Annotated in this window: 27 protein-coding genes; 12 read left to right on the top strand and 15 right to left on the bottom strand. The window is 45.0% G+C overall.

Annotated elements, in window-relative coordinates:
* Positions 1-67 precede the first annotated feature (67 nt).
* Together MTF70_RS16815 and MTF70_RS16810 are read left to right on the top strand one after the other, a co-directional pair.
* Positions 68-1,249, top strand: a complete 1,182-nt coding sequence (locus tag MTF70_RS16815) for an FIST N-terminal domain-containing protein (protein WP_025766636.1) — start codon at positions 68-70, stop codon at positions 1,247-1,249.
* Entirely contained in the window at positions 1,239-2,960 is a 1,722-nt protein-coding gene (locus tag MTF70_RS16810; RefSeq protein WP_025766635.1) for an ATP-binding protein, read from the top strand. Before MTF70_RS16815 ends, MTF70_RS16810 begins: the two co-directional genes overlap by 11 nt.
* 173 nt (positions 2,961-3,133) lie before the next feature.
* Here the strand turns inward: MTF70_RS16810 and MTF70_RS16805 are convergent, their stop codons facing one another.
* Entirely contained in the window at positions 3,134-3,502 is a 369-nt protein-coding gene (locus MTF70_RS16805; RefSeq protein WP_053048103.1) for a DUF3693 domain-containing protein, read from the bottom strand.
* 198 nt (positions 3,503-3,700) lie between these two features.
* On the opposite strand from MTF70_RS16805, the gene MTF70_RS16800 reads away from it, so the two are divergent.
* The 8 genes from MTF70_RS16800 to MTF70_RS16765 all read left to right on the top strand — a co-directional run bounded on the left by MTF70_RS16800 (position 3,701) and on the right by MTF70_RS16765 (position 11,438).
* The gene (locus MTF70_RS16800) at positions 3,701-4,003 is read left to right on the top strand and encodes a hypothetical protein (protein ID WP_069490310.1); all 303 of its coding nucleotides are present in this window, start codon (positions 3,701-3,703) and stop codon (positions 4,001-4,003) included.
* A complete protein-coding gene (locus tag MTF70_RS16795; protein ID WP_248394117.1) occupies positions 4,003-6,033 on the top strand; it encodes a replication endonuclease in 2,031 nt (676 codons plus the stop codon). The genes MTF70_RS16800 and MTF70_RS16795 overlap by 1 nt, the downstream gene beginning before the upstream one ends.
* Before the next feature lie 83 nt (positions 6,034-6,116).
* Positions 6,117-6,422, top strand: a complete 306-nt coding sequence (locus MTF70_RS16790) for a hypothetical protein (protein ID WP_005389159.1) — start codon at positions 6,117-6,119, stop codon at positions 6,420-6,422.
* 270 nt (positions 6,423-6,692) lie between these two features.
* Positions 6,693-6,956 (top strand): major coat protein, encoded by a 264-nt coding sequence (locus tag MTF70_RS16785; protein ID WP_021448020.1) that lies wholly within the window; start codon positions 6,693-6,695, stop codon positions 6,954-6,956.
* A gap of 72 nt (positions 6,957-7,028) precedes the next feature.
* Positions 7,029-8,636: a chemotaxis protein gene (locus MTF70_RS16780; RefSeq protein ID WP_248394115.1), complete on the top strand. Its 1,608-nt coding sequence runs from the start codon at positions 7,029-7,031 to the stop codon at positions 8,634-8,636.
* Positions 8,636-8,995 (top strand): DUF5455 family protein, encoded by a 360-nt coding sequence (locus tag MTF70_RS16775; protein WP_012841818.1) that lies wholly within the window; start codon positions 8,636-8,638, stop codon positions 8,993-8,995. The genes MTF70_RS16780 and MTF70_RS16775 overlap by 1 nt, the downstream gene beginning before the upstream one ends.
* Complete coding sequence (locus tag MTF70_RS16770; RefSeq protein WP_086609705.1) at positions 8,995-10,068, top strand: zonular occludens toxin domain-containing protein; 1,074 nt, start codon at positions 8,995-8,997, stop codon at positions 10,066-10,068. Before MTF70_RS16775 ends, MTF70_RS16770 begins: the two co-directional genes overlap by 1 nt.
* A 17-nt stretch (positions 10,069-10,085) precedes the next feature.
* Positions 10,086-11,438 (top strand): secretin N-terminal domain-containing protein, encoded by a 1,353-nt coding sequence (locus MTF70_RS16765; protein WP_248394113.1) that lies wholly within the window; start codon positions 10,086-10,088, stop codon positions 11,436-11,438.
* Between the two features lie 39 nt (positions 11,439-11,477).
* On the opposite strand, the gene MTF70_RS16760 is transcribed toward MTF70_RS16765, so the two are convergent.
* A complete protein-coding gene (locus tag MTF70_RS16760; RefSeq protein WP_248394111.1) occupies positions 11,478-12,137 on the bottom strand; it encodes a DUF2726 domain-containing protein in 660 nt (219 codons plus the stop codon).
* 141 nt (positions 12,138-12,278) lie between these two features.
* Between MTF70_RS16760 and MTF70_RS16755 the strand changes: the two genes are divergently transcribed.
* Positions 12,279-12,965, top strand: coding sequence for a hypothetical protein (locus MTF70_RS16755; RefSeq protein WP_203346303.1), 687 nt, complete (start codon positions 12,279-12,281; stop codon positions 12,963-12,965).
* A gap of 13 nt (positions 12,966-12,978) precedes the next feature.
* On the opposite strand, the gene MTF70_RS16750 is transcribed toward MTF70_RS16755, so the two are convergent.
* The gene (locus tag MTF70_RS16750) at positions 12,979-13,344 is read right to left on the bottom strand and encodes a phage protein (RefSeq protein ID WP_140359991.1); all 366 of its coding nucleotides are present in this window, start codon (positions 13,342-13,344) and stop codon (positions 12,979-12,981) included.
* Between the two features lie 329 nt (positions 13,345-13,673).
* Here MTF70_RS16750 and MTF70_RS16745 point away from each other — a divergent pair, with 329 nt between their 5' ends.
* A complete protein-coding gene (locus tag MTF70_RS16745; protein ID WP_248394109.1) occupies positions 13,674-14,105 on the top strand; it encodes a phage protein in 432 nt (143 codons plus the stop codon).
* 51 nt (positions 14,106-14,156) lie between these two features.
* Here MTF70_RS16745 and MTF70_RS16740 read toward each other — a convergent pair whose 3' ends face one another.
* The 12 genes from MTF70_RS16740 to MTF70_RS16685 all read right to left on the bottom strand — a co-directional run bounded on the left by MTF70_RS16740 (position 14,157) and on the right by MTF70_RS16685 (position 19,933).
* Positions 14,157-14,582, bottom strand: a complete 426-nt coding sequence (locus MTF70_RS16740; protein ID WP_248394107.1) for a hypothetical protein — start codon at positions 14,580-14,582, stop codon at positions 14,157-14,159.
* Positions 14,566-14,925 carry a hypothetical protein gene (locus MTF70_RS16735; protein WP_248394105.1) on the bottom strand — a complete coding sequence of 120 codons (360 nt, stop codon included), beginning with the start codon at positions 14,923-14,925 and terminating at the stop codon, positions 14,566-14,568. The genes MTF70_RS16740 and MTF70_RS16735 overlap by 17 nt, the downstream gene beginning before the upstream one ends.
* A 259-nt stretch (positions 14,926-15,184) precedes the next feature.
* The gene (locus MTF70_RS16730) at positions 15,185-15,487 is read right to left on the bottom strand and encodes a hypothetical protein (RefSeq protein ID WP_140370820.1); all 303 of its coding nucleotides are present in this window, start codon (positions 15,485-15,487) and stop codon (positions 15,185-15,187) included.
* A gap of 189 nt (positions 15,488-15,676) precedes the next feature.
* Positions 15,677-16,741 carry a hypothetical protein gene (locus MTF70_RS16725; protein ID WP_248394103.1) on the bottom strand — a complete coding sequence of 355 codons (1,065 nt, stop codon included), beginning with the start codon at positions 16,739-16,741 and terminating at the stop codon, positions 15,677-15,679.
* 12 nt (positions 16,742-16,753) lie between these two features.
* Positions 16,754-16,933, bottom strand: a complete 180-nt coding sequence (locus tag MTF70_RS16720) for a hypothetical protein (protein WP_017636135.1) — start codon at positions 16,931-16,933, stop codon at positions 16,754-16,756.
* Positions 16,914-17,141, bottom strand: coding sequence for a hypothetical protein (locus MTF70_RS16715; RefSeq protein ID WP_017636136.1), 228 nt, complete (start codon positions 17,139-17,141; stop codon positions 16,914-16,916). The genes MTF70_RS16720 and MTF70_RS16715 overlap by 20 nt, the downstream gene beginning before the upstream one ends.
* Positions 17,142-17,154: 13 nt before the next feature.
* On the bottom strand, positions 17,155-17,625 hold the full coding sequence (locus MTF70_RS16710) for a structural protein (RefSeq protein WP_248394101.1): 471 nt from the start codon (positions 17,623-17,625) through the stop codon (positions 17,155-17,157).
* Positions 17,626-17,627: 2 nt separating this feature from the next.
* Positions 17,628-18,392 (bottom strand): hypothetical protein, encoded by a 765-nt coding sequence (locus MTF70_RS16705; protein WP_248394099.1) that lies wholly within the window; start codon positions 18,390-18,392, stop codon positions 17,628-17,630.
* The gene (locus MTF70_RS16700) at positions 18,389-18,916 is read right to left on the bottom strand and encodes a hypothetical protein (protein ID WP_017636232.1); all 528 of its coding nucleotides are present in this window, start codon (positions 18,914-18,916) and stop codon (positions 18,389-18,391) included. The genes MTF70_RS16705 and MTF70_RS16700 overlap by 4 nt, the downstream gene beginning before the upstream one ends.
* Positions 18,917-19,303 carry a DNAase gene (locus tag MTF70_RS16695; protein ID WP_248394097.1) on the bottom strand — a complete coding sequence of 129 codons (387 nt, stop codon included), beginning with the start codon at positions 19,301-19,303 and terminating at the stop codon, positions 18,917-18,919. It lies immediately after the preceding gene.
* On the bottom strand, positions 19,288-19,485 hold the full coding sequence (locus MTF70_RS16690; RefSeq protein ID WP_005457419.1) for a hypothetical protein: 198 nt from the start codon (positions 19,483-19,485) through the stop codon (positions 19,288-19,290). The genes MTF70_RS16695 and MTF70_RS16690 overlap by 16 nt, the downstream gene beginning before the upstream one ends.
* Positions 19,486-19,624: 139 nt before the next feature.
* Positions 19,625-19,933, bottom strand: coding sequence for a hypothetical protein (locus MTF70_RS16685; RefSeq protein WP_025627790.1), 309 nt, complete (start codon positions 19,931-19,933; stop codon positions 19,625-19,627).

The following is a 19,933-nucleotide window of genomic DNA, read 5'->3' as shown; positions in this document are numbered from 1 at the left end:
CCTTCTTACCTAGAGAAAATTGGTTGGAATGGTATAACAGCAGAGTGATATCCAATTATAAAATCGTATGCATTGCCAATCAGTTTTTACTCATATTAAAGATGAAGACTCAGCGATAAAAACGCTCAGGTCCGAATTGACACAACAGAGCTTGTCTTACGTGATGTGTTACTACACGGAAGAATACAATTTTGAGTTGATTCGAGAAGCGTTTCTTGCGCATTTTCCTGGTGTGCCTTTTCATGGCGCCAGTTCATGTCAAGCCGTAATGACAGATCAGGGCTTTCATACAGGCCCAGTAATTGCGGCACTTGCTGTTTATGATACAGGTCCTCATGCTTATGGTACTGGTATTTCTAATCACAACTCAGGTGACAGCGTCACCAAGGCTTTGGATATGGCCCTTGAGAACGCAAACCGTGTAGGAGAGGTACCAAACTTAATTCTACTTCATGCTACACCAGGGCAAGAGGAATCAATCATTGCGTCTATAGATGAAAGATTTGGAACTCTAATTCCAATTATTGGTGGTTCGGCCGCTGATAATAACATCGCTGGGAAATGGTCTGTGATAACCGCCCAAGGCTCTCAAACTTCAGGTTTAAGCTTAACTCTCTTTTACTCCTCTCAACCTGTTGATATCGCTTTTAGCGCTGGGCATACACCAACTAATATCAAAGGTGTTGCAACCAAGACCAACGATAGATGCTTACTTGAAATTGATAATGAACCTGCGCTCAATGTTTATAGAAGGTGGACAAATCACCAGGATAACCAAGTAGGTAAAGATAATATGCTGTTTACAAACTCGAGTGCTTATCCATTAGGGCGGATCGCAGGTCATCTCTATGATCGCCCATATTACAAGTTATCCCATCCGATCCGTGAGACGCCAGATGGTGGAATCGAGTTGTTTACACGAATAGAAGAGGGTGACGAGCTCACATTAATGAAAGGAAGTCGTGAGCATCTCGTTGCGCGCGCTGCAAAAGTCGTCAATGCCGCTTTTAACCAAAAATTAGAAGAGTCTCGAAAAATTGGAGTGATAAATATCTTTTGCGCAGGTCCCATGTTGCACTTAATGCAAGACATGAATAGCGTTTGTGAACAAATTAACCAAGAACTAGAACATTTGCCTTTTATTTGCCCTTTTACTTTCGGCGAGCAAGGTAGATTTATTGGTGGTGAGAATGGACATGGAAACCTGATGATTTCATCGGCTATATTCCATAAACCTTATGAAAGATAAATACTTAGACATATATCAACAGGAAGCGCTTCAAGAAGCGTTAGTTGAGCTAAAGCAGGCTAGACAAAGAGAACGACTACTCGCTGATGAAAACAAGGCCATTCTTTCCGCGATATCTGCGATGAGTGAGGCAAAGAATCGGCATGAGATATTTACGGGATTAAACAATGTCCTCAAAAAGTACATCAACTTCGATGATTTTATTGTACTGACTCGCGATGGTGAGCGATATCCCTTCAGGACATTGATATCAACTAATAGCGTATTTGACAATGTATCCTGGTTACACGGTAACACCTATCAAAGAGCTCTCAATGGTGAATGCATTCTACTGTTCGAGCCAGATAAACTCGCTGAGTTTGTTAACTTAAACAGCTTTATAAAAAGCCATGTAAACTCGGTCGTTTTAACTGGTATACGTTCAGAAGTAACGCAAACCGTAATCCTACTTATTGGAGCTCAGAAAGGGCACTTTAGCATAGAGAATAAGGAAACCTTGAGGCGGTTTCGTCCCTTAATTGAAAGGGCGGTCATTGATATCGAGACCAAAGAGAAGTTACAACGTATCGTTGAGGTAAGAACAACTCAGCTCGCTAAAGCAAGAGAAGAAGCAGAGCTTGCGAACCGCTCTAAGTCGGAGTTCTTAGCGATGATGAGCCATGAAATAAGAACCCCTTTAAATTCCGTTCTTGGAATGCTAGATATACTGAAGCAATCAACCTTGTCAGAAGAACAAATTGATGCGTTGAGCCAAATGGAGTGCTCTGCAGAGTTACTTCTCGCGATAATCAGTGACATTCTTGATCTCTCTAAAATCGAGTCTGGTCGCTTTCAGCTCAATGAACAATGGATTAATTTAAGAGACACTGTCACTTTTGTTATTTCTCAGCAAAAACAAATAGCTAAGAAGAAAAATCTCCAATTTAAACTCAACTGTACTGTCACTAATGACAAACAATTTTGGATTGACTCCACGCGGTTATCTCAAATCCTGTTTAATCTAATAGGGAATGCAATAAAGTTTACAGACGAAGGTGAAGTAAAAGTTTCTGTATCTGAGCAAGATGCTGAACTTGTGATCTCAATATCTGACACTGGAATTGGTATATCTAAAGCAAAGCAAGAGCACTTGTTTACGGCATTTCATCAAGGAGACCGTTCCATCACGAGACGCTTTGGTGGTACAGGACTGGGACTCGCAATAACCAAGCATTTAGTTGAAATGATGCGTGGCAAGATTGCCGTTAAAAGTGATGAGCATGTTGGTTCAACCTTTACGATTTCGATTCCAGTTTTGACTCGTTGTAATCAAAATCGTCCAGTTAGAATCGAAACCAATCAACCGACAAAAGCAATGGAACTTCTCGTCGTAGAAGATACCGAGTCGAATCAGTTCGTAATAAAGCTTATCTTAAATAAGCTTGGCCATAATGTTCATATCGCAAGCCATGGAGCAGAGGCATTAACATTTTTAGAAGAGAATGAGGATTTAATCGATTTGATTCTCATGGATGTCTCGATGCCAGTGATGGATGGAATTACCGCAACAAGACTTATTCGAGATAAAGGTCTCAGGACCCCAATTATAGCGTTAACTGCACATGCGCTAGAAAGCGATAGAGATAAATGCCTGGATGCCGGTATGGACGGATTCATTTCCAAGCCAGTTAGAAGACAAGATATCTTTGAAGCTATACAGTCATTTCAATAAGCAAAAAGGCGTTAATATAGATCTTAACAATCGATAGATTATTAAGATCTATATTAAGTATTTTATGGTAAATAACCATTATGTTTAATACTTACAGTAAGGCCCTTAAATTTAAAATCTGCAGGGGAATAGGAGCATACTCAGACAGCATTTAGCGTACGGCGATATGCAATTTAACATAACACATATAATGCGCACTGTAATAGTGGTTCCTGTGGACTTGCAATCACTAAGGCTAATCCAGTGCAAGCCATTGAGATTCCTGATAATCCAAGCCCATTAAACTTTTTTGCAATTCCTTCCCATACTGCTTTTATCTGCGGATTATCATTGCGATCAGCGTGACAACCCAACAATGCAATCTCAGGGTCTAAACCTGATTGCTCTGCAAGAAAAATTGCTTGTGTATCAGTCATATAACGCTTTCCTTTGCGGAAATCACTGATTCTTTGCGGCGGCACATTCATATCCGCTGCAATTTGTTTGTCTTGTACGTAACTTTGAGCCTTTTTGTAGGCATCTAATAGTTTGTTCTGATACATACCGCTTCCTCCATTTCCGTCAGTTTAGCTCATCAATCACCATTTTTGGTGTCTTGCGCTAACCAATTTTGGTGATTACGCTACTAACCAAATTTGGTTATTCAATCAGTATCAGACCGCCTTAGCTCTGGGCGTTTGCCCTTGACGCTTACGTCTTGGCTTCGGCGGTCGCTCTCACAACTAGTCAAGGTGGTTGTTATGTCAGAAGTCTCCAATACAAAAAAACTAGAAATATATCTGAATCGCGCTTGGAGTTTGTTTCTTGTCTCGGTTATTGCGGCGGGTATTTATTTCTTTGGTTCCCTTATCTACGACTCGTTTGAAATCCCATACGACGATTACGAAACTTTTGCGTTTTATCTTGACCATGAGTTTTGTGGTGATTTGGCTCGCGACTATGCCTCTGACGGTCGCGTCACCGTTTACGAGTATCTGGTCGTTTCACATTGCTCTGGCAAAGATGAGAAGCGTAAATTCTACTCAGAGCTTGAGGCTCAATAATGCGTGAACTTGTTATTGATTTGGCATCAGGCAAACAAGAATGGATTGATTTTGTTCCTGTCCATTCTTGGGCTTCATGTGAACACATTCCTGACAACTTATTCGACCATCGTTTTGAGTACGTCGACCATAGATTCACAACGCCTGAGGATTTCATTCCGTCGGCGGTGAAATCGGCAATGAGTTCGTCAATCTACTCACACGACCTGTCAGATTTTATTGAGCGCCCTACTTCTAACCCTTGTTTGGACTTGCCGAAATCATTACACCGTAACGGCGACTTCGTTCGACACATGACACGCGCTTACACCGACATCCTGAAAACACGCAACGCTTTAGAAGCTGTACGCGCAGTTAATGACGCTCACGACCGTTTGACTGAGCACGGCTACAGCTACGCGATGTCAGATGAGCAAATTACCAATCTAGCCAAGCGCAAATCACGCGACTTTTCTCGCGTGTTAAGTGCGATTCCTCTTGAAGAATCACAAGCGCGTTTTGATAAAGCGGTTCAGCTTCTTGATTCATTAGGCTTGGCATTCTCACCTGAGCAAATTCAATACGCAGAAAACAACTGTGAGCTTTTCGCATTGGTAAACCGTGCTCTTGATGAACATTGGCTTGTTCGTCAACTGCGCCGTAAATGTGCTTACGAGGTTGAATGTGTCGCGCGTGATTTAGCGCTTGTTCAACGCCGTAAGCAAGTTTACTGCTCGGATTTTTCTCTAAACCGTCAACGTGACCGCAATACTTCTAACCGTATCGCGCTAGAAAACACGATTGCTTACGATGAGGCTGACCCGTCTAACTACTTCACACTCAGTGAGTTATCCGCTAAGTCGGTTTCTAACGCTGAGATTCGCCGCGCTGAAATGTTTGTTCGTCTGCGTGGCTTTGAGGAAATCGCTCAAGAATCGAATCACGATGCGGTGTTCTTCACGGTTACGGCTCCGTCTCGTTTTCACTCTGTTTCTAAAGGCGACATCAACCCGAAATGGCTTGAGGCTGGCAAGCCTGATGCGAAAGCGGCTCACGCTTACCTAATGGGCGTTTGGGCGAATCTTCGTAAGTCGATTGATAAGAGCAAAATCAAGGTTTACGGGATGCGCATTGTCGAGCCTCACCAAGACGGCACACCGCATCACCACTTGTTGCTGTTCATGGAGAAATCCGCACGCAAATTTGTGACGTCTGAGTTTCGTCGTCTTGCTATGGCTGACTCTCCTGACGAAAAAGGCGCAAAGAAAGCCCGTTTCAAGGCGGAGGTTATCGACTGGTCTCAAGGCTCGGCCGTTGGCTATGTCGCTAAATACCTAAGCAAAAACATTGACGGTCAGCACATTGATTCTGACAAAGGCTCGTCTTTGTCTGGCTCAGATGCGGCAGAACGTGTCGTAACTTGGGCACGTGTAAATCAAATTCGTCAATTTCAATTTATTGGTGGTCCATCTGTCACGGTATGGCGTGAGCTTCGTCGTCTTCGTGATGAATTCAAAGAGGACGATGCTTTGTTTACAGATTTATCTCAAGACGAACACTTTCTATTAGAAAAGGTTCGCCGCTCTGCTGATGAGGGCGACTGGAAAGCGTTTTGTTACGCAATGGGCGGCGTGTTCGTTAAGCGCAAAGACCAACCAGTAAAAGCGGAATATTCCGTTTCAACCTCTATCGAAAAACTGATTGCTTCGGGCGGTGAATACTCATCGACTCGTTACGGCGATATGGCTCAAGCTCGTTTGAATGGCTTGATGTTCCATAAGATTTTTATCGCGACTCGCTTCCGTACTTGGAAGACCGAGAACAAAGAACAATTCATCCGTGCTCAACAAGGCATCATGTCTAACGTGGTCGATTACTTCGACGCGCTAGAACGTGAAAAAGAATACGAGCGTATGTATGACGACCTTTACGAGCAATACGAAAAACACCTAGCGCTCTATGACGAAATGGAAGCGCTGTTGCTCACCGACCCTCAGGAAATTAATGCGTCGTGTTGGGTGGGCGCAGCCCCGCCCGACATGATGCATTAATTTCCCTTGGACTTGTGTCAATAACTGTCATTTCAATTTTCAACTCACCAACAACGTAAAAATAAGGGCAAAACACTATGAGAATGGAAGGTTTAATTCTAGATGTTTCGGACATCGTTCAAGAAACCAAAACAGACCGTAACGGCGAACAAAAGCAAAACGGCAAGCTGCGTCTTATCACGACCAACCCAACAGACACTATTGAAGTGCGCGTGTCTCCTGAGCTTTGGGAAAACGGCAAGGCTGGCGAACTGCTCAAGCGTTGTGTGGGTAATCGCATGATGTTTGATGTGGAACACAAGAAATTCAGCTTTGGTAACGATGAGGGTAAACACGTCTCTATCGACGGTTTCCATCTCTACGCCCTACCTCAATTAAACGAAAAGTAAGGGCTAAATCATGACCGAGACGCAATTTGCAGAGCTAATGGCTCGACTCGATAACTTTCAGTTAATGGTGTTCTTAGGCATTTGTTTCTTGCTAGTTGCGCTCGGTTGGATGGTCGGAGGACAAAGATAAATGCTGTCATCAGAGTTCATGCTCGGCTGTTTCGCGACAGCCTTTATCCTTGGCTTCTCGATTGGCTTCCACATTCTCGGATTCAAGAAAGCGGCTGAGGTTTCAACTTCTTCATAAACCATAACATAGGAAATAAGACTATGGAAAAGCAAAGCAAAGTACGCGCAGCAATGGCTAAGGCTGGCGCAGTAGTAACAGCAAAACGTGCGGCATTTGGTGGTGCACTTCTCATGGCGGCATCTTCTGCGAATGCAGCACTGCCAGAAGTGGCAACACAAGCCTTTAGCACACTGGCAAGTTACGTCACTGAAATGCTCACCTCGACATGGGGTATCGCCGTGCCAATGACGGTCGGCTTCATCGGCATCAAGCTATTCAAGAAAGGTGCAAACAAAGCAACGTAATTCTAACGACTGCTTTATACACCCATTGGTCAACGCCTCCGAATGGGGGCGTTATTTTTGTGAGGATTATAAATGAGTATTAAACAAAGCATTGCGTCACTGGTTATTTTGCTGAGTGTTTCGTTTAGTGCTTCTGCTTATGTCGTTGTTGACCGTGCGAGTACTAAGGACCCTTATTTCTTTACTGGTATTCAGGGGCTTGGTGCCAACAGTACAGCTGAGCTTAAACAAAACATTCTCGATATGGGTTGTTTTTCAACTAAGCATGCTAATGGTCCCGTTGATGCTTTCTCTTTTTCCGGTGACCGTATGAATTATCGTTATTGTAATACTGGTGCTCAGAGTAACGCTACTTTGTACTTTAAGGTGATTAGTTGTGGTGTGGGCGAGGAATGGAATCCTGATACTGGCAAGTGTGAGGAGCCGCCTTCTCCGCCTTTCTGTAGTCGTCCTGACACGATAAGTCAGATGAACCAATTTGAGTCTTCTTGCCTTGCTGATGGTGGTTCTCCAACAATTATTTGTAACGACCAAGTTAGCCCTCCAGACCTTCGCATGTCTTGTGATGTTCCACCGCCCAAGCCTGACCCTGACGAATGCACTCCCGATTCATCCGATTGGCCTGCATGTAAAGATCCAGAGCCAGAAGAATGTACACCTGACTCACCGGATTGGGACCCTAGATATGGTATGTGTTGTAGACCAGAAAACAATTGGTGTGATACTCCCAAGCCAGAATCCTGTGTTATTGGCGCTCCCAATTGGCCAGCGTGTGCGACTGATACCGATATTGACCCTCCAACAGGCGGTGATTTGGGCGACCCTGATAAACCAAGTGGCGGCGGTACTGGTAATCCTGACCCAGAGAAACCCGAGCCTGATGTCGATAATACGAGTGATACCCTCGCCGCTATTAAATCCATGAATAGTGATTTGAATGCACAGCTAACTGGCATCAATAACGACATGAACAAGAATCAAGCGGAAACTAAGTCCGCTCTTGATGCGCTCAAGGCGTCGGTTGATTTGAATACCGATACCGTTGTCGATAATGCAAACCATGTAGCGAATGCGATTCAAGGTCAGTCCGATATGTTGTCTGATATTGGCAACAATACAAACCGCTTGCTGACTTCGGCGAACAACCAGTTAAGTAATGGTTTTGGTCAGCTGTCTAGTGACCTTGGAGATTTGCAGCAAACCAACCAACAAGGGTTTGATGAGCTTTCGGATAAGCTCGACGATTTAAAACCATGTGTACCTACTCCTGAGAATAGATTCTGTGAAAGTCCTCATGGATTGGATAGTAACTTTGTTGGTGATGCATTAACTCAAGCGGATTCGATTGTTTCCGGTGCCTTAGGCTCTTATGAATCGACGGTTGTTGGTGCGGCAAATGATTTGCTTGAAAAGAATATTACGGCTGAATCTGAGGCGCATATTACTGCGGTCTCTGATTCATTCCTTAACTTGCTTCCACAACCTAGCGAATGTATGCGGCTTTCTTTGCCAACACTCAATGGTGGGAACGTTTCAATCTCTTGTGAGTTTTCTCATAAGTTGAAAATGATCCTCTCTATTCTGATTTACATCTACACGATTAAGACGCTTGTTGAAATCCTGCTGACTGAGGTCACGCCTGTACCAAGTAACAAGCCAGGTTCAGGGAGATATTACTAATGATTCAGCTATTACCTATTGTTTCAGGCATTAGTGCGGCGTTGCGTTTACCTGCTTTGGTCGCGTTTATAGCACAAATAGCGACGACTCTGTTTGGTTGGTTCTTTATCGCCAAGGCGCGCAACGTCACGATTAACTTGGTGATTATTACCTTATTGATTGGGCTTACACTCGCGCTCACTCTTGCCATTTATACGCTTGCCACTGGGCTTTCTTACGTCACGCCCCCGTTTTGGTCACAAGCGGCGGGCATGTTTATCCCAAATAACGCAATTCCTTGCGTGAGTGCGATTTACTCGGCGCGTCTGCTGCGTTGGGTGTGGGAGTGGAAGTTCTACGCGATTGTGAGGGCGGCGTAATGGCATCGGTCTACTTTGTCACGGGTAAGCTCGGCTCAGGCAAAACGCTAACAGCAGTCGGTAAGATTCGCGAGGCGTTTATGCGCGGTGTGCCTGTAGCGACAAACCTCGATATCAACTTGAAAGAAATGCTTGGACGCGATAAGCGCAACACTCGTCTTTATCGCTTACCAGACAAGCCTCAGGTAGAAGATTTGATGGTGATTGGTTCGGCAAACAAGAGCTATGACACCAAAAAAGACGGCTTGATTGTGCTCGATGAGTGCGGAACGTGGTTTAACTCGCGCACATGGAACGATAAGAATCGACAAAAGTTAATTGATCACCTTTTGCATATTCGAAAGCTTGGATGGGATGTCATTTTCATCGTTCAAGACATTTCGATTGTTGATAAACAAGCGCGTCTCGCACTGGCTGAGCACACCGTGTTTTGTCGTCGTTTAGACCGTCTTCAAGTCCCTATCATCTCGACTGCGGTATCCGTTCTGACGCTCGGTCAACTCAAGTTGAAAATGCCTAAGTTGCACGTTGGCATTGTGAAATATGGTGACAACGCGAACTCGCTCACTGTCGATAAATGGATGCTCTGGGGTACGGATTTATACAGTTCTTACGACACTAAGCAGATGTTTAGAAACAACTATGAGGACGGCGTTTTTTCAGTATTGCCGCCCTACTATACCCACGGACGTTACACTGTCCCGTATACGTTGAGAAATATCATGCGCATTACGAAAATCTATCTCCGTAAATACTCTCGATTCAGTGTATTTGCGGCAGGTGTCGCCGTCTCGTTTGCGGTGTTCACCTTGGTTGGCACGCCGAACATGTCGACGGAACCCGAAACGGCTCAAACGGCGGTGCCTCGCGAGTCATTGAGTGACTTGCTCGACGGCTATCGAATCGAATCGTCAATGAATCCCCCAAACGTAGCCCCGTCTTTTGTGCTCGTTAAGGACGATGTGCGTCTGTCGTCGTCGCAACTATACGCAAAGGGCTTTACGGCTCAATCTAACGGCTCTTGCTCCATTACGGTTAGCGGCAACGGTCAATCATTCAAAGTCATGTGCTAGGGAATAAGGTGCGCTTTATGTCATGGATAATCGCAAAACTCACAGCTTGTCTTTCAAAAAAACAAAAAAAATCTTATTGTGCCGGAGGCTTATTATCAGCGTTCTCGTTGCTCACTATGCGCTGTGGTAAAGTTGAGAAACAAACTACGGCTTGTTCCAACTTTTCCACATCCAGCATTACCACCTTTCTGCTCGCGTGCACCCTGCTCAGCTCCCCTTCTTTTGCTGCAAGCTCTGCGCCTTTTGAGGCAAAGAACACACCGATTGGAGACTTTGCATCGTGGTTCTCGGTTCATACTGGGAATACGGTGGTGCTAGGTCAAGGTGTTACTGGTGAGGTCAGCTTTACCGCACCCGATTTGAAAGATGAGGACTATCCAGCCTTTTTCCTTTCCGTGCTTCGCGCGCACGGTTACGAGCTTACACATGACCACGGCGTTTTTACCATCATTGCCGACGCGAACAAGGTGGAGACGTTCGAACCCTCTCAAGTGAAGCTGTATTTCTTTGAGAATGTTCGAAATACCAAGGTCGTTGATTTGATTTCCTCGATGCTTGCTGCAACGCAGAATCAAACACTGAACAATAAAGCGATTAAGAATTACAAGGTTGAAGTGCTACCGACCACAAACAGCATTATCGTTACTGGCTCTGCAAACCAATTGAAGCACATTGATGTGCTCATCAAAGGGATTGATAGACCACAAAAGCAAGTCTTTATCGAGGCGGTAATTACCGAAACTGAGCTCGGTGATTCTCAGGAAGTCGGCGTAAATATGGACTTAGCACTGAGTGAGGCTGGCTTTGTTTCGCAGCCTACCGCAATTAAGAAAGCCGTTGATAACCTGTTGTTCTATGAGGGCGGTGATTTCAATGCGCTTATCAAAGCTGTATCAAAGAATCAGAATACCAAGCTCTTATCACGCCCAAACATGTTCATTATGGACAGGGAGCGGGGTTATATCACGGTTGGTCAGAACGTGCCGTTCCTCACTTCGTCTGAGGTAACTGACGGCGGTAATCGAGTCCAGCAAATTGAGCGTAAGGATGTGGGCGTGTCACTTGAGGTAGTACCACATGTAATTGGTGATCATGTTGTGTTACAGATAATGCAAAAATCTGACTCGGTAACGGACTCTTCTATCGCATCCGACATCATCACCAATACGCGAACACTGCAAACCGTGGTCAAGGTCAAAGACCGCCAAACGATCTCTTTAGGTGGTTTGATTTCCCAAGAGCAACGCGACTCGGTAAGCGGTGTACCTGTCTTGATGGATGTTCCGTTGCTTGGTGCTCTATTCCGGTCAGAAAAGACCAATACGGTAGATAAAGAACTTAAAGTAACGATAAGAACCACGATACTTTGAGTTAAAAGAAAAGCCGAACAATTGCTGTTCGGCTCTGCTTTAGCTGTACTGTAATACGCTTTCCAATTCTCTACACTTTATTATCGTGTCACGTTCTAATACGGTTGCGATATGTGTTTTGTCATAAGAGCTTCTAGCTTCAAACCGAAGCAACGGATGGTGTCCGTTAAGTGCATTGTTTACGTATATATCTCGTTCTTGTCTCTTTTTCTGCCTATGAGATGAGTCATCCAGCTCGATGACCGCCAAGACTTTTGTATCTCTATCCGTTATCACGTAGTCCATTCTTTTAGCCCAAGTTCGAGAGTTGTCTTTAAAGTTGGTCGGTTGAACCAACGCCATTAATGAAACTTGACTATGAATTACGTATTCATCAGATATAAGCTCCTGCAACACTTTGTAGAATCGGCGCTCTGTCTTGGTGGCCAAGTATGTACTTTTCTTGTGAGGTACAGAATTAGTCTGATTGCCCGTGTTCGGTAGAGGCACTTCGACTATCTTTGGGTTCTTTTCTACAGCTTTAGGTTCAAAAGAATGTATGCTGTTCGGTCTTCTGACTGCTGCACCTTGTTCCCATTCGTTAAGCCTACGTTTAGGTTTCTTACCCTTCTTTGTGAATAGATACACAATACACGCTAAGGATATAACTATCAGTAATTCAGGCACTTTCCGTTCCTCACTCATAAAAAATGAGTGCATGGTAGCATATCGCTTTTGTTTGGTGTGTTATTGAAATCAGCTTTTATGTACCCCGCGCTAAACAACTTAGTGATTATGCTATCATGTGTTAGTTTAAGTACTCAGGATAATCTTTGTTCATAGATGAAAGTACGAAGGAAAATGGATAAAGCAGGAATTTTGATATTATTTTTTGTCGGTTGGGTTTTGTTTTACGCAGGGTTACAAACCGGAGCGGAAGCGCAGGGTGTGTGGAAAGTGGCACAGGAACTACTATCCGTACTGGCAAACATTGCAACAATAGCTGCTCTTTTTTTTGCATACAAGGCTTATAGTTCTTGGAAAAAACAGATTACACACGCCAAGCTATTTGATAAAGACACTGAGGCTCTAAATAAATTAGACTTAATACAAGATAAAATAGAGATTTTCTCACTATATCAAGCTTATCAGTTGCAGTATCTATATGAGAATGCTTTAAGTTTTAATGGTCAAGATGTTTTTGGCGCTCGAGCGGAAGTTAAGAAAATGCGCGAGATGATAGATGAGTCGAAAATAACGAGCGCTTTTCCTGAGTTTAATAGCAATGTTCGAGCAGAGTTACACGCATCTCCCTTAATAGAAGATGCTTTTTATCAATCTTTAAAAGATTACAAAGCGTACTTGAAGGCATATATATTAACGGTTCACTCCCTAATATCTAGTCCTATTTTTTTATTAGAAGATTCTGAGAAAGTCTTACGTAAGATTGAAAGTTTGCAAAATGAGGGAGAGCTATATCAAAATCTTATGCAGTCTTATAACAAAGCTAAAGATAAATTCAATGAGAAATGGTTTAAAGGCTCCTAGATGGAGCCTTTGTTTACATAATTTTCTTTAGCGCTCTAGCATATTTTAATACTCGTCCTGCGGCCTCTAAATCAGTTAACGCCCCAATCTCTAATAGTGCAATTCCGGTTAAAACTTGCTGTGCCGTTACCAGTTGCCCTGTTGGAAGTTCTAATCTGTCATAATGCATTTTAAAGTGCTCCCACTGGTCTGAAGGGCTCAGCTCTCTTCCCTTTGTCATTCTCATGAGCCGTTTACACTCAGGAGGAATGGTTTTCCCCTTATCCCATTCTTTGACTGTCCTCACAGTTTTTAAACAAAGTTCAGCAGCTTGTTCGACGGATAAACCACATTCAAATTCACGAAAAATATAGTTTTTAGTCATTTCGTGATACTTCATTGAATAGTCCCTCAAAAGAGAGACATTTTATAGGACTGGCATATGCAATCACATTCAACATAAGCAGATATAATGCGCACCAAGGAGCTTTTTGTTAACAAAGTCTAACTCTTTGATTAAGCCTTTCATAAGTGTCTGATAACCAAGCCGTAAATTTTAATTTTGTGAGTTTTAAACGTTTAAGTCGTTTGTACTATTACTGGCGATTGTTTCCCGCAATCTACAAAACTCGCCCAACACCCTTACCGCCACATTATGAGGCGTTCGGTTTAGGCGAAAAAACAAGAAAAAAATAATTTTAGTCTGTTCATCAAATTGCGAGCGTTGTCATGTTTCACGAATCATTCTGCACTCTATTCTGGCGCGAATTTAAAACCCTTAAGCAAGGCGCCGAGTTTTTTCACGTTACCAAACCAACGGTTGTTCGTTGGTTAGATGGCACCGTTCCGGTGAATCCGATGGCGGAAAAACTTCTACTCATTAAATCGCTTGGTTATTTGCCTAATGATATTCGTTGGTCTGGGTTTCGAGTTTGTGAGCAACGTGCTGTGTTAATCACGCCATCTGGTCGTGAGTTCAGCCCTAAAGAATTGGAAAGCTTTGTATTTTGGCGTGACGAACATCGTCAGTTTGTGGAAATGTACGGACACTTTAAGTATCCCAAGGTTTATCCTGCTAAGGAAAATTTGCTGCCGTTTCGTGGCGGCCGTAGGATGAAATCAGCCCCTTGGCTACCAACCAAGGACAGGTCGGCCAAATAAAAAAGCAGCCGTCAAATGATGGCTGCCTTTGTTTTATTTGAAAAATGTTATTTAGTTTGAGTTTTTGTCTTTAAAGTAATAGCCAATAATAAAACCAAGAGATGTTCCCAAACCACTAATCACAAGAGAAATAACCGCTTGAAAGTCAAGTAAAGTTACAGCTTTTGCAGCTTCATCTAAACCTTTGTCTTTCAAACGAATCATCCAAGTTACAGCAGCTTCGTTGTACATAAGAACAAACAAATAAGATGCTGCTAGTAAAGAGAAAAAGAAAACAACAAACTTCATCGTAAGTTCGCTGCGAGTCTTGGGATCGTGTTGTTTATCCTGCTGTGTTGTTTCTGTTTCTAGTTTTTCTAATCGTCGATTTATATCTTTGTAATGAGCTTGCTGTGATTTTGCTGTTCCAGACTGTGCTTGAGCCTTTTGTCTTAGTTGTTCAGCTAATATTTGTGTTGCACTATTCGGCTTTAACATCGTTGTCACCTACCGAATCGTTACTTACAAACTCCAAAATCTTAACAAGGTTATTAATTGTTTCATTATGACTGTTCTGAACATAGTGTGAGATCTTTTCATCTTCATCCATAAGCTTTTTGCATGTGTCAATGATGTCGCGAATAACGCTTTTTAAAACGACACGAACCTCTTGAGGAAGTTCGTTATTGTTAATAACAGCATTTGCCTCACTTAGCCTAGTGGCAATATCTCCGATAGCATTAACATTCTCTGTGGAGTGTTCCATTAACTTTTTTTGTTGCTCGGAACTTATATCTATTATATTAGCAATAGCCTTTATACTATCGTCCGCATCCGACATGTCTTAAACCCATATGGTGTACTATCTGAAAATTATCTCAAATTTCATGAGTCATTCAAGGTTATTCTTTGTAAAAGAGAAATTAAGAAAGCCGAACCCCATCGCTAAGGGTTCGGCTTTTTTAGGCTTCGGCTTTGGTGGCTTTCGTTTGAAGCCTATCGAGGTCAATCGACCCGCTAAAAGTATCGGCTCCCTACTCGCTGTGTAAATCGTCATTAATAACGATTCGAACCAGTTCGCAAGGTTTAAGCCTCGTTTATCATTGTTGCACTTGTTCACCGTCGTGCTTCGTTTCAAAAGTGCTCCACGTGTCACCTTTCAATAGAGTCACGAAAGTGGTTTCTTCGTCGCTGTATTCTTTGACCACCGTAGAGTTAAGCATCTCTTCTTCAGTTGGCTCATTGTAGAAGTGGCAATGCCTCTGGTTTTTGGGCACTCCCCATTTTTCACAATTAGTACGACAGTAATGGCAACCATCTGATGCTGTTCTGCCCGGATGGCTATAAGAGGAAAAGCTTATAACTGACAGTAGTGCAGTAATGCAGAATAAAGAAAGCTTCATTGCTATTGCTCCGTTTTGTTATCGCGTTATTGCATATTGAATTATCGCTCATTAAGTAACAAAGCGCATATTGGCGCATCAAAAAACAAACATTAAATACTCTGTGAGTTTTAGATTTATGACCATAGCGACAAAAAGCCGAACTCTATCACTAGGGCTCGGCTTTTTATTGTGGCTTTAGTTGATTGCTCACACTAGCGGCGGCGCGACATCGAAAAAGTTCATGTATAGGTTTTGGCTAAAGAAGCCGCGAACCTGCGCATTTGCCGTTGAGCTCACCATGCCAATGTTCGACATCGTGACGGTGCCATCATCGCCCAAGCTGAAATCGGTGTCCCGCGCTTGGAATTCAAACTCAAAGCCTTGGTTGCCCATGATGATAAACGACAGGTGTTTATCAATGGGGTAACAGCCCTCAACGCAAGGTAGGAAAAAGGTTGGGTCTGCTTTTGAGAACTTCTTGGTGATAATGAACTCTTTCCCGATGCCTTGATTGGTGTAATTGAGTTTTGGTACTTGTCCGGCTTTGCCGTAGTACACCCCTGCACCTTCCACGGACAACACGCCCCGCGCGGCGCTTTCGATGAAAAACGCACGTTTACGATAGTTAATGGTCGCGCCACCTTCGGCCAGACTTGGGATTTCAAGCCAGAACTCTTTCACGTCGTACAAGCCCGCCGGAAGTTCAACGGTGCGTGACGCTCGGATACTGGTTGCGTTGCCGTCTCCGTCCAAATCACAAATACCAAAGCGAATCTTTTGCGGGCCACCTGCCTGACAGCAGCGCACATAGGCGTAGTAGTTTTGCTCACCATCTTCAATCAACGTTGGTGTATCAAACTCTTGGAACAACACCGCATTGGCACCGTTACCCGTCATACCAAGACCACCAAACATAACGGCATTACCATCCTTGTTTTGGTGTAGGTCGGCTTTGCTATATCGGCCGGATTTCACTTTGCAATAACTGATACTGCCGCCGTGTTGAACCTCAATGCTCCACGATGAACAAATAGGTTTTGCAATGCCTTTCATGAAGTTAAAAGATTTGGCTTTGTCTACCGCGTGGCCATACAAAATATCATTCGAAAGCGTTGCGCTGTAATACTCCGCAAAGCTTGGGTTTCGCAATAGGTTGTCAGGCGCATTGCCAGCAAGCGCCACTTCTGCCATGGCGCGCTCTAGATAGTCGGCAATGTGCTCGACTTTTTTATCCGTGCTTCCCGTTGGAAGCGGTTTAACTGAATCTGTCATGATAAATACTCTTTAATCTGTCTGTTTTGCCGTGAGCACCAACACGCTTTCGCGTACATCTTGCAGCCCTTGGGTAAGCTGTTTATTGATGGCGATTTGGTACTTCAGATTCATGCCGATAAGCACAAACATGACCAGCGACTCGGACGAAAACCCCAGACCCGATAAGGCGTTAATAAGGGCGTTTTCCATCCAAGCCCCCTACTTTTTTGCTTGGTTTCCACTTGTCCGGCAACGACTCATACGCACCAATCACGGCGGGAATGGCTAAGCCAACCGCGCCGCCAAAATTCACGCCCGTATCAGTCAGCTCCACGCTAAATAAATGGCCGTAGCCCGTCGCCGCAGCGATAACGGAACCGAGAAGCGTTAAACCTTTTAATGTTGAACGTTCAAACATGTTGTGTTTCTCCCTAAACCAGATTGACGCCTTTAAGCACCGTGTTTTTGCTGTAGTGGCGACCCACTTCCATGATGCTCATCGCGTGAAGCACTTCGACCAACAGCGGCTTGTTGTTCACCAAGTCAATGCGCTCATCCATACCCACACCAACGCGACCCGCGACAAAGCGTGCATAGTTGGCCGTGTGGTTTTCGTTTGGTGGCGCAAAGCGGTGAATGATTTCCGTTAAAGTGTGCAGTTCATGACGGCGCTGATAGTTACGCAGCAAAATGGCGCCCGCACGAAAGCCCCATTCGGGCGCTTGAAAGGTTTCAAAGGCTTTATCACGTGACGGCGTCACCTTGCCTTGCCATGCATTTGGTGCGATGCGAATGTTGAGCGGGTTATTAATGCGAATCCCGCGAACGCTTGATGTAGTTGATGTCGTCATGGTTAACGCTCCAATTCCAAAAACAAAAATAATTAAGATAAACAACGGCATGGTTACACCTCCAACAGTGTGACGCTGTCACCCTCCGCGCCCGTTAAGGTCATGTCGGCCGTGCTTTCAATGGTGATGCGCTCGCCCGCTTCCAGTTCAAACGCATCAATGAACACCGAGGCGGTGTTGGCTTTCGCTGCCTTAATCGTGATGGCTTTACGCGTGGCGTTTTGCGCAATGTTGTGCGGGAACACGCTCACCGCTTCGGTGATGAGGTTGCGACTGACTTGCGCATCGACGTTGACCACTTGCGTTGCTTCGAGCGTGACCGCAGGTAATGCAGACACTTCCACCGATGGCAACGATTGAACCGTCACGGGTTGCGGCGCTTTGAACTCAACAGGCGGTAACGTCGTGACGCCGAGCTGTTGATTCGCGGCCAATTCAACCGCGGGAAGCTGATTCACTGCCAGTTGTTGATTGGGCGCGATTTCTACCGCGGGTAAGTGTTCCACCGTCACCCCTGGCATGCGCTCAATCACCACATTCGGCAGTGCTTGCACCACCACGCTTTGACCCTCAACGGGCGGCGTGAACATCCCAAAGCCAAATTGAATTTCAATCTGGTTATCGGTGCGGCTTGAGATAAGCAAACGCCCAAGGTGTTTACCCTCGCCCACATTAAACACCGACGACTTGCCAAGCGTAACGCGCTCACCGGACGATTCGCGATAGATTTCGATTTCAGCTTGCGCCGCTTTCAGATACAGCCAATTACCATCTGGCGTCAGCGGGATGGCTTGACCCGCTAATAGTTGCGTGTTCATCGTTTCTTCACCATTACGTAGCCAAGCACCAACACAAGCACGATTGCTAACATCACCATCATCTTGCTTGTTTCGACTTGCCCGCCGTCTTGTTTGAATTTCGCCAAGTCCATCATGGCTTGCAGGTTCTTCGAGTTCTGCGCCGCTTGGTTGCCCGCCAGTCCCGCCAACATATCGAGGTTTTCACTGTTGGTTGAGGCGTACGTTGCCAAGGAATCGCCCGCAAAATCGGCCACTTCATCAATGGCGGTTTCGGCAATGTCGTGCGTGGTGTCCATCGCTTCAAGCGAAATACGCTCATTGCTGTTGAGCATCTCACCGCCAAACGCAAAGGCTTCATCAAACGCTTTTTCGCCAAGCTCCATGGCGGCATTGACGGCGCCGTGGTCGGTCATGGTGGTGTTGATGGTCGAGTTGTTCACCCCCGAAATCGCTACACCGAGGTTATCGCCACTAATGGCATTCTGACCGCTGACGTTAGTGGTGTTACTGGTATTGCTCGATTTTGATTTAGAACTACCCATTTACAGCACTCCCAAATCCAAACGAATAAAGTCGCCGTCTTGCTTGGCGGTCACACCAATCGAACGCACCAAACGGGCAACGCCATCAAAGGCCGTGTCGGCGGTCATGGATGACATGCCCGCCGCTTTCACCACTTTGCATAACTGGATAATTCCCGAACGCAGACCGTGACCCGCGACGCCCCACAAAAAGTAGTTATCCCCGTCTCGCTCACCCGCAATGATGAGATCATTTTCATTGCTGATTAGGCGATACAAACTCACGCGGCCATCCTTGACCGCTTTGCACAATTCGATATACGCATCAGGGCAAGCGCGAAACGCGGGCTTGAGTTCACCAAGCGCACGTTTCGATTGCGTCACGACTTCAATTACTTCTTTTTCCATAGCAACACCGCCGCAATCACAATCACTACAAGAATCATCAACGTGGTGGAATTGCCCCCGCCCATGTTGATATTGCCTACCGAGAGGCTGCCACTTGATTCACCATCGGCACCGCTGACTGCGGGTCCACCGTTGGCGCTAATTGGCATTGAGCCGGAATTGCCTAAAAGCCCACCAATCATAATTTGAATCCTTTCTTGTACAGGACATAACACACCAGAAGCAGACCGAGCACCCATCCGATGCGGTCAAACCCGCCCGAGACTTTGATGCCCGCCCATACGCCCACCGCACCTACAATCAGGTATGGAATAAACGGCATTACTTCTTCCCCTTAGCGACGTAGAACATCGCCAATAACAACAGTACGAACAGCATTCCCATCATCAGGTGCGTGGTGGTCACCCCCGCAAACGCGGAGGTGTACACAGGCTCACCCGTGGGTTGTTGGTAGTCGTTATTGTGCTTTCGCTGTTCATCTGGATTGCTGGATTCGACGCGTTGAGCTTCGTTCTCAATCTTTACGCCGAGCCAGTCCTTGCCCAAGTCGGTGACGTCGGTCATCAGTTCGCCGCCCGTTTCTAAGACGCCATCCCAAATGGAACCCCACATGCTTTGCTCTTGCGCCAT

It is taken from the genome of Vibrio sp. 2CM40D (assembly GCF_023161825.1).
GTDB classification, from domain to species: domain Bacteria; phylum Pseudomonadota; class Gammaproteobacteria; order Enterobacterales; family Vibrionaceae; genus Vibrio; species Vibrio alginolyticus.
The sequence above is the reverse complement of the archived record's forward strand: the minus strand, read 5'-3'. Positions and strand labels throughout refer to the sequence as shown.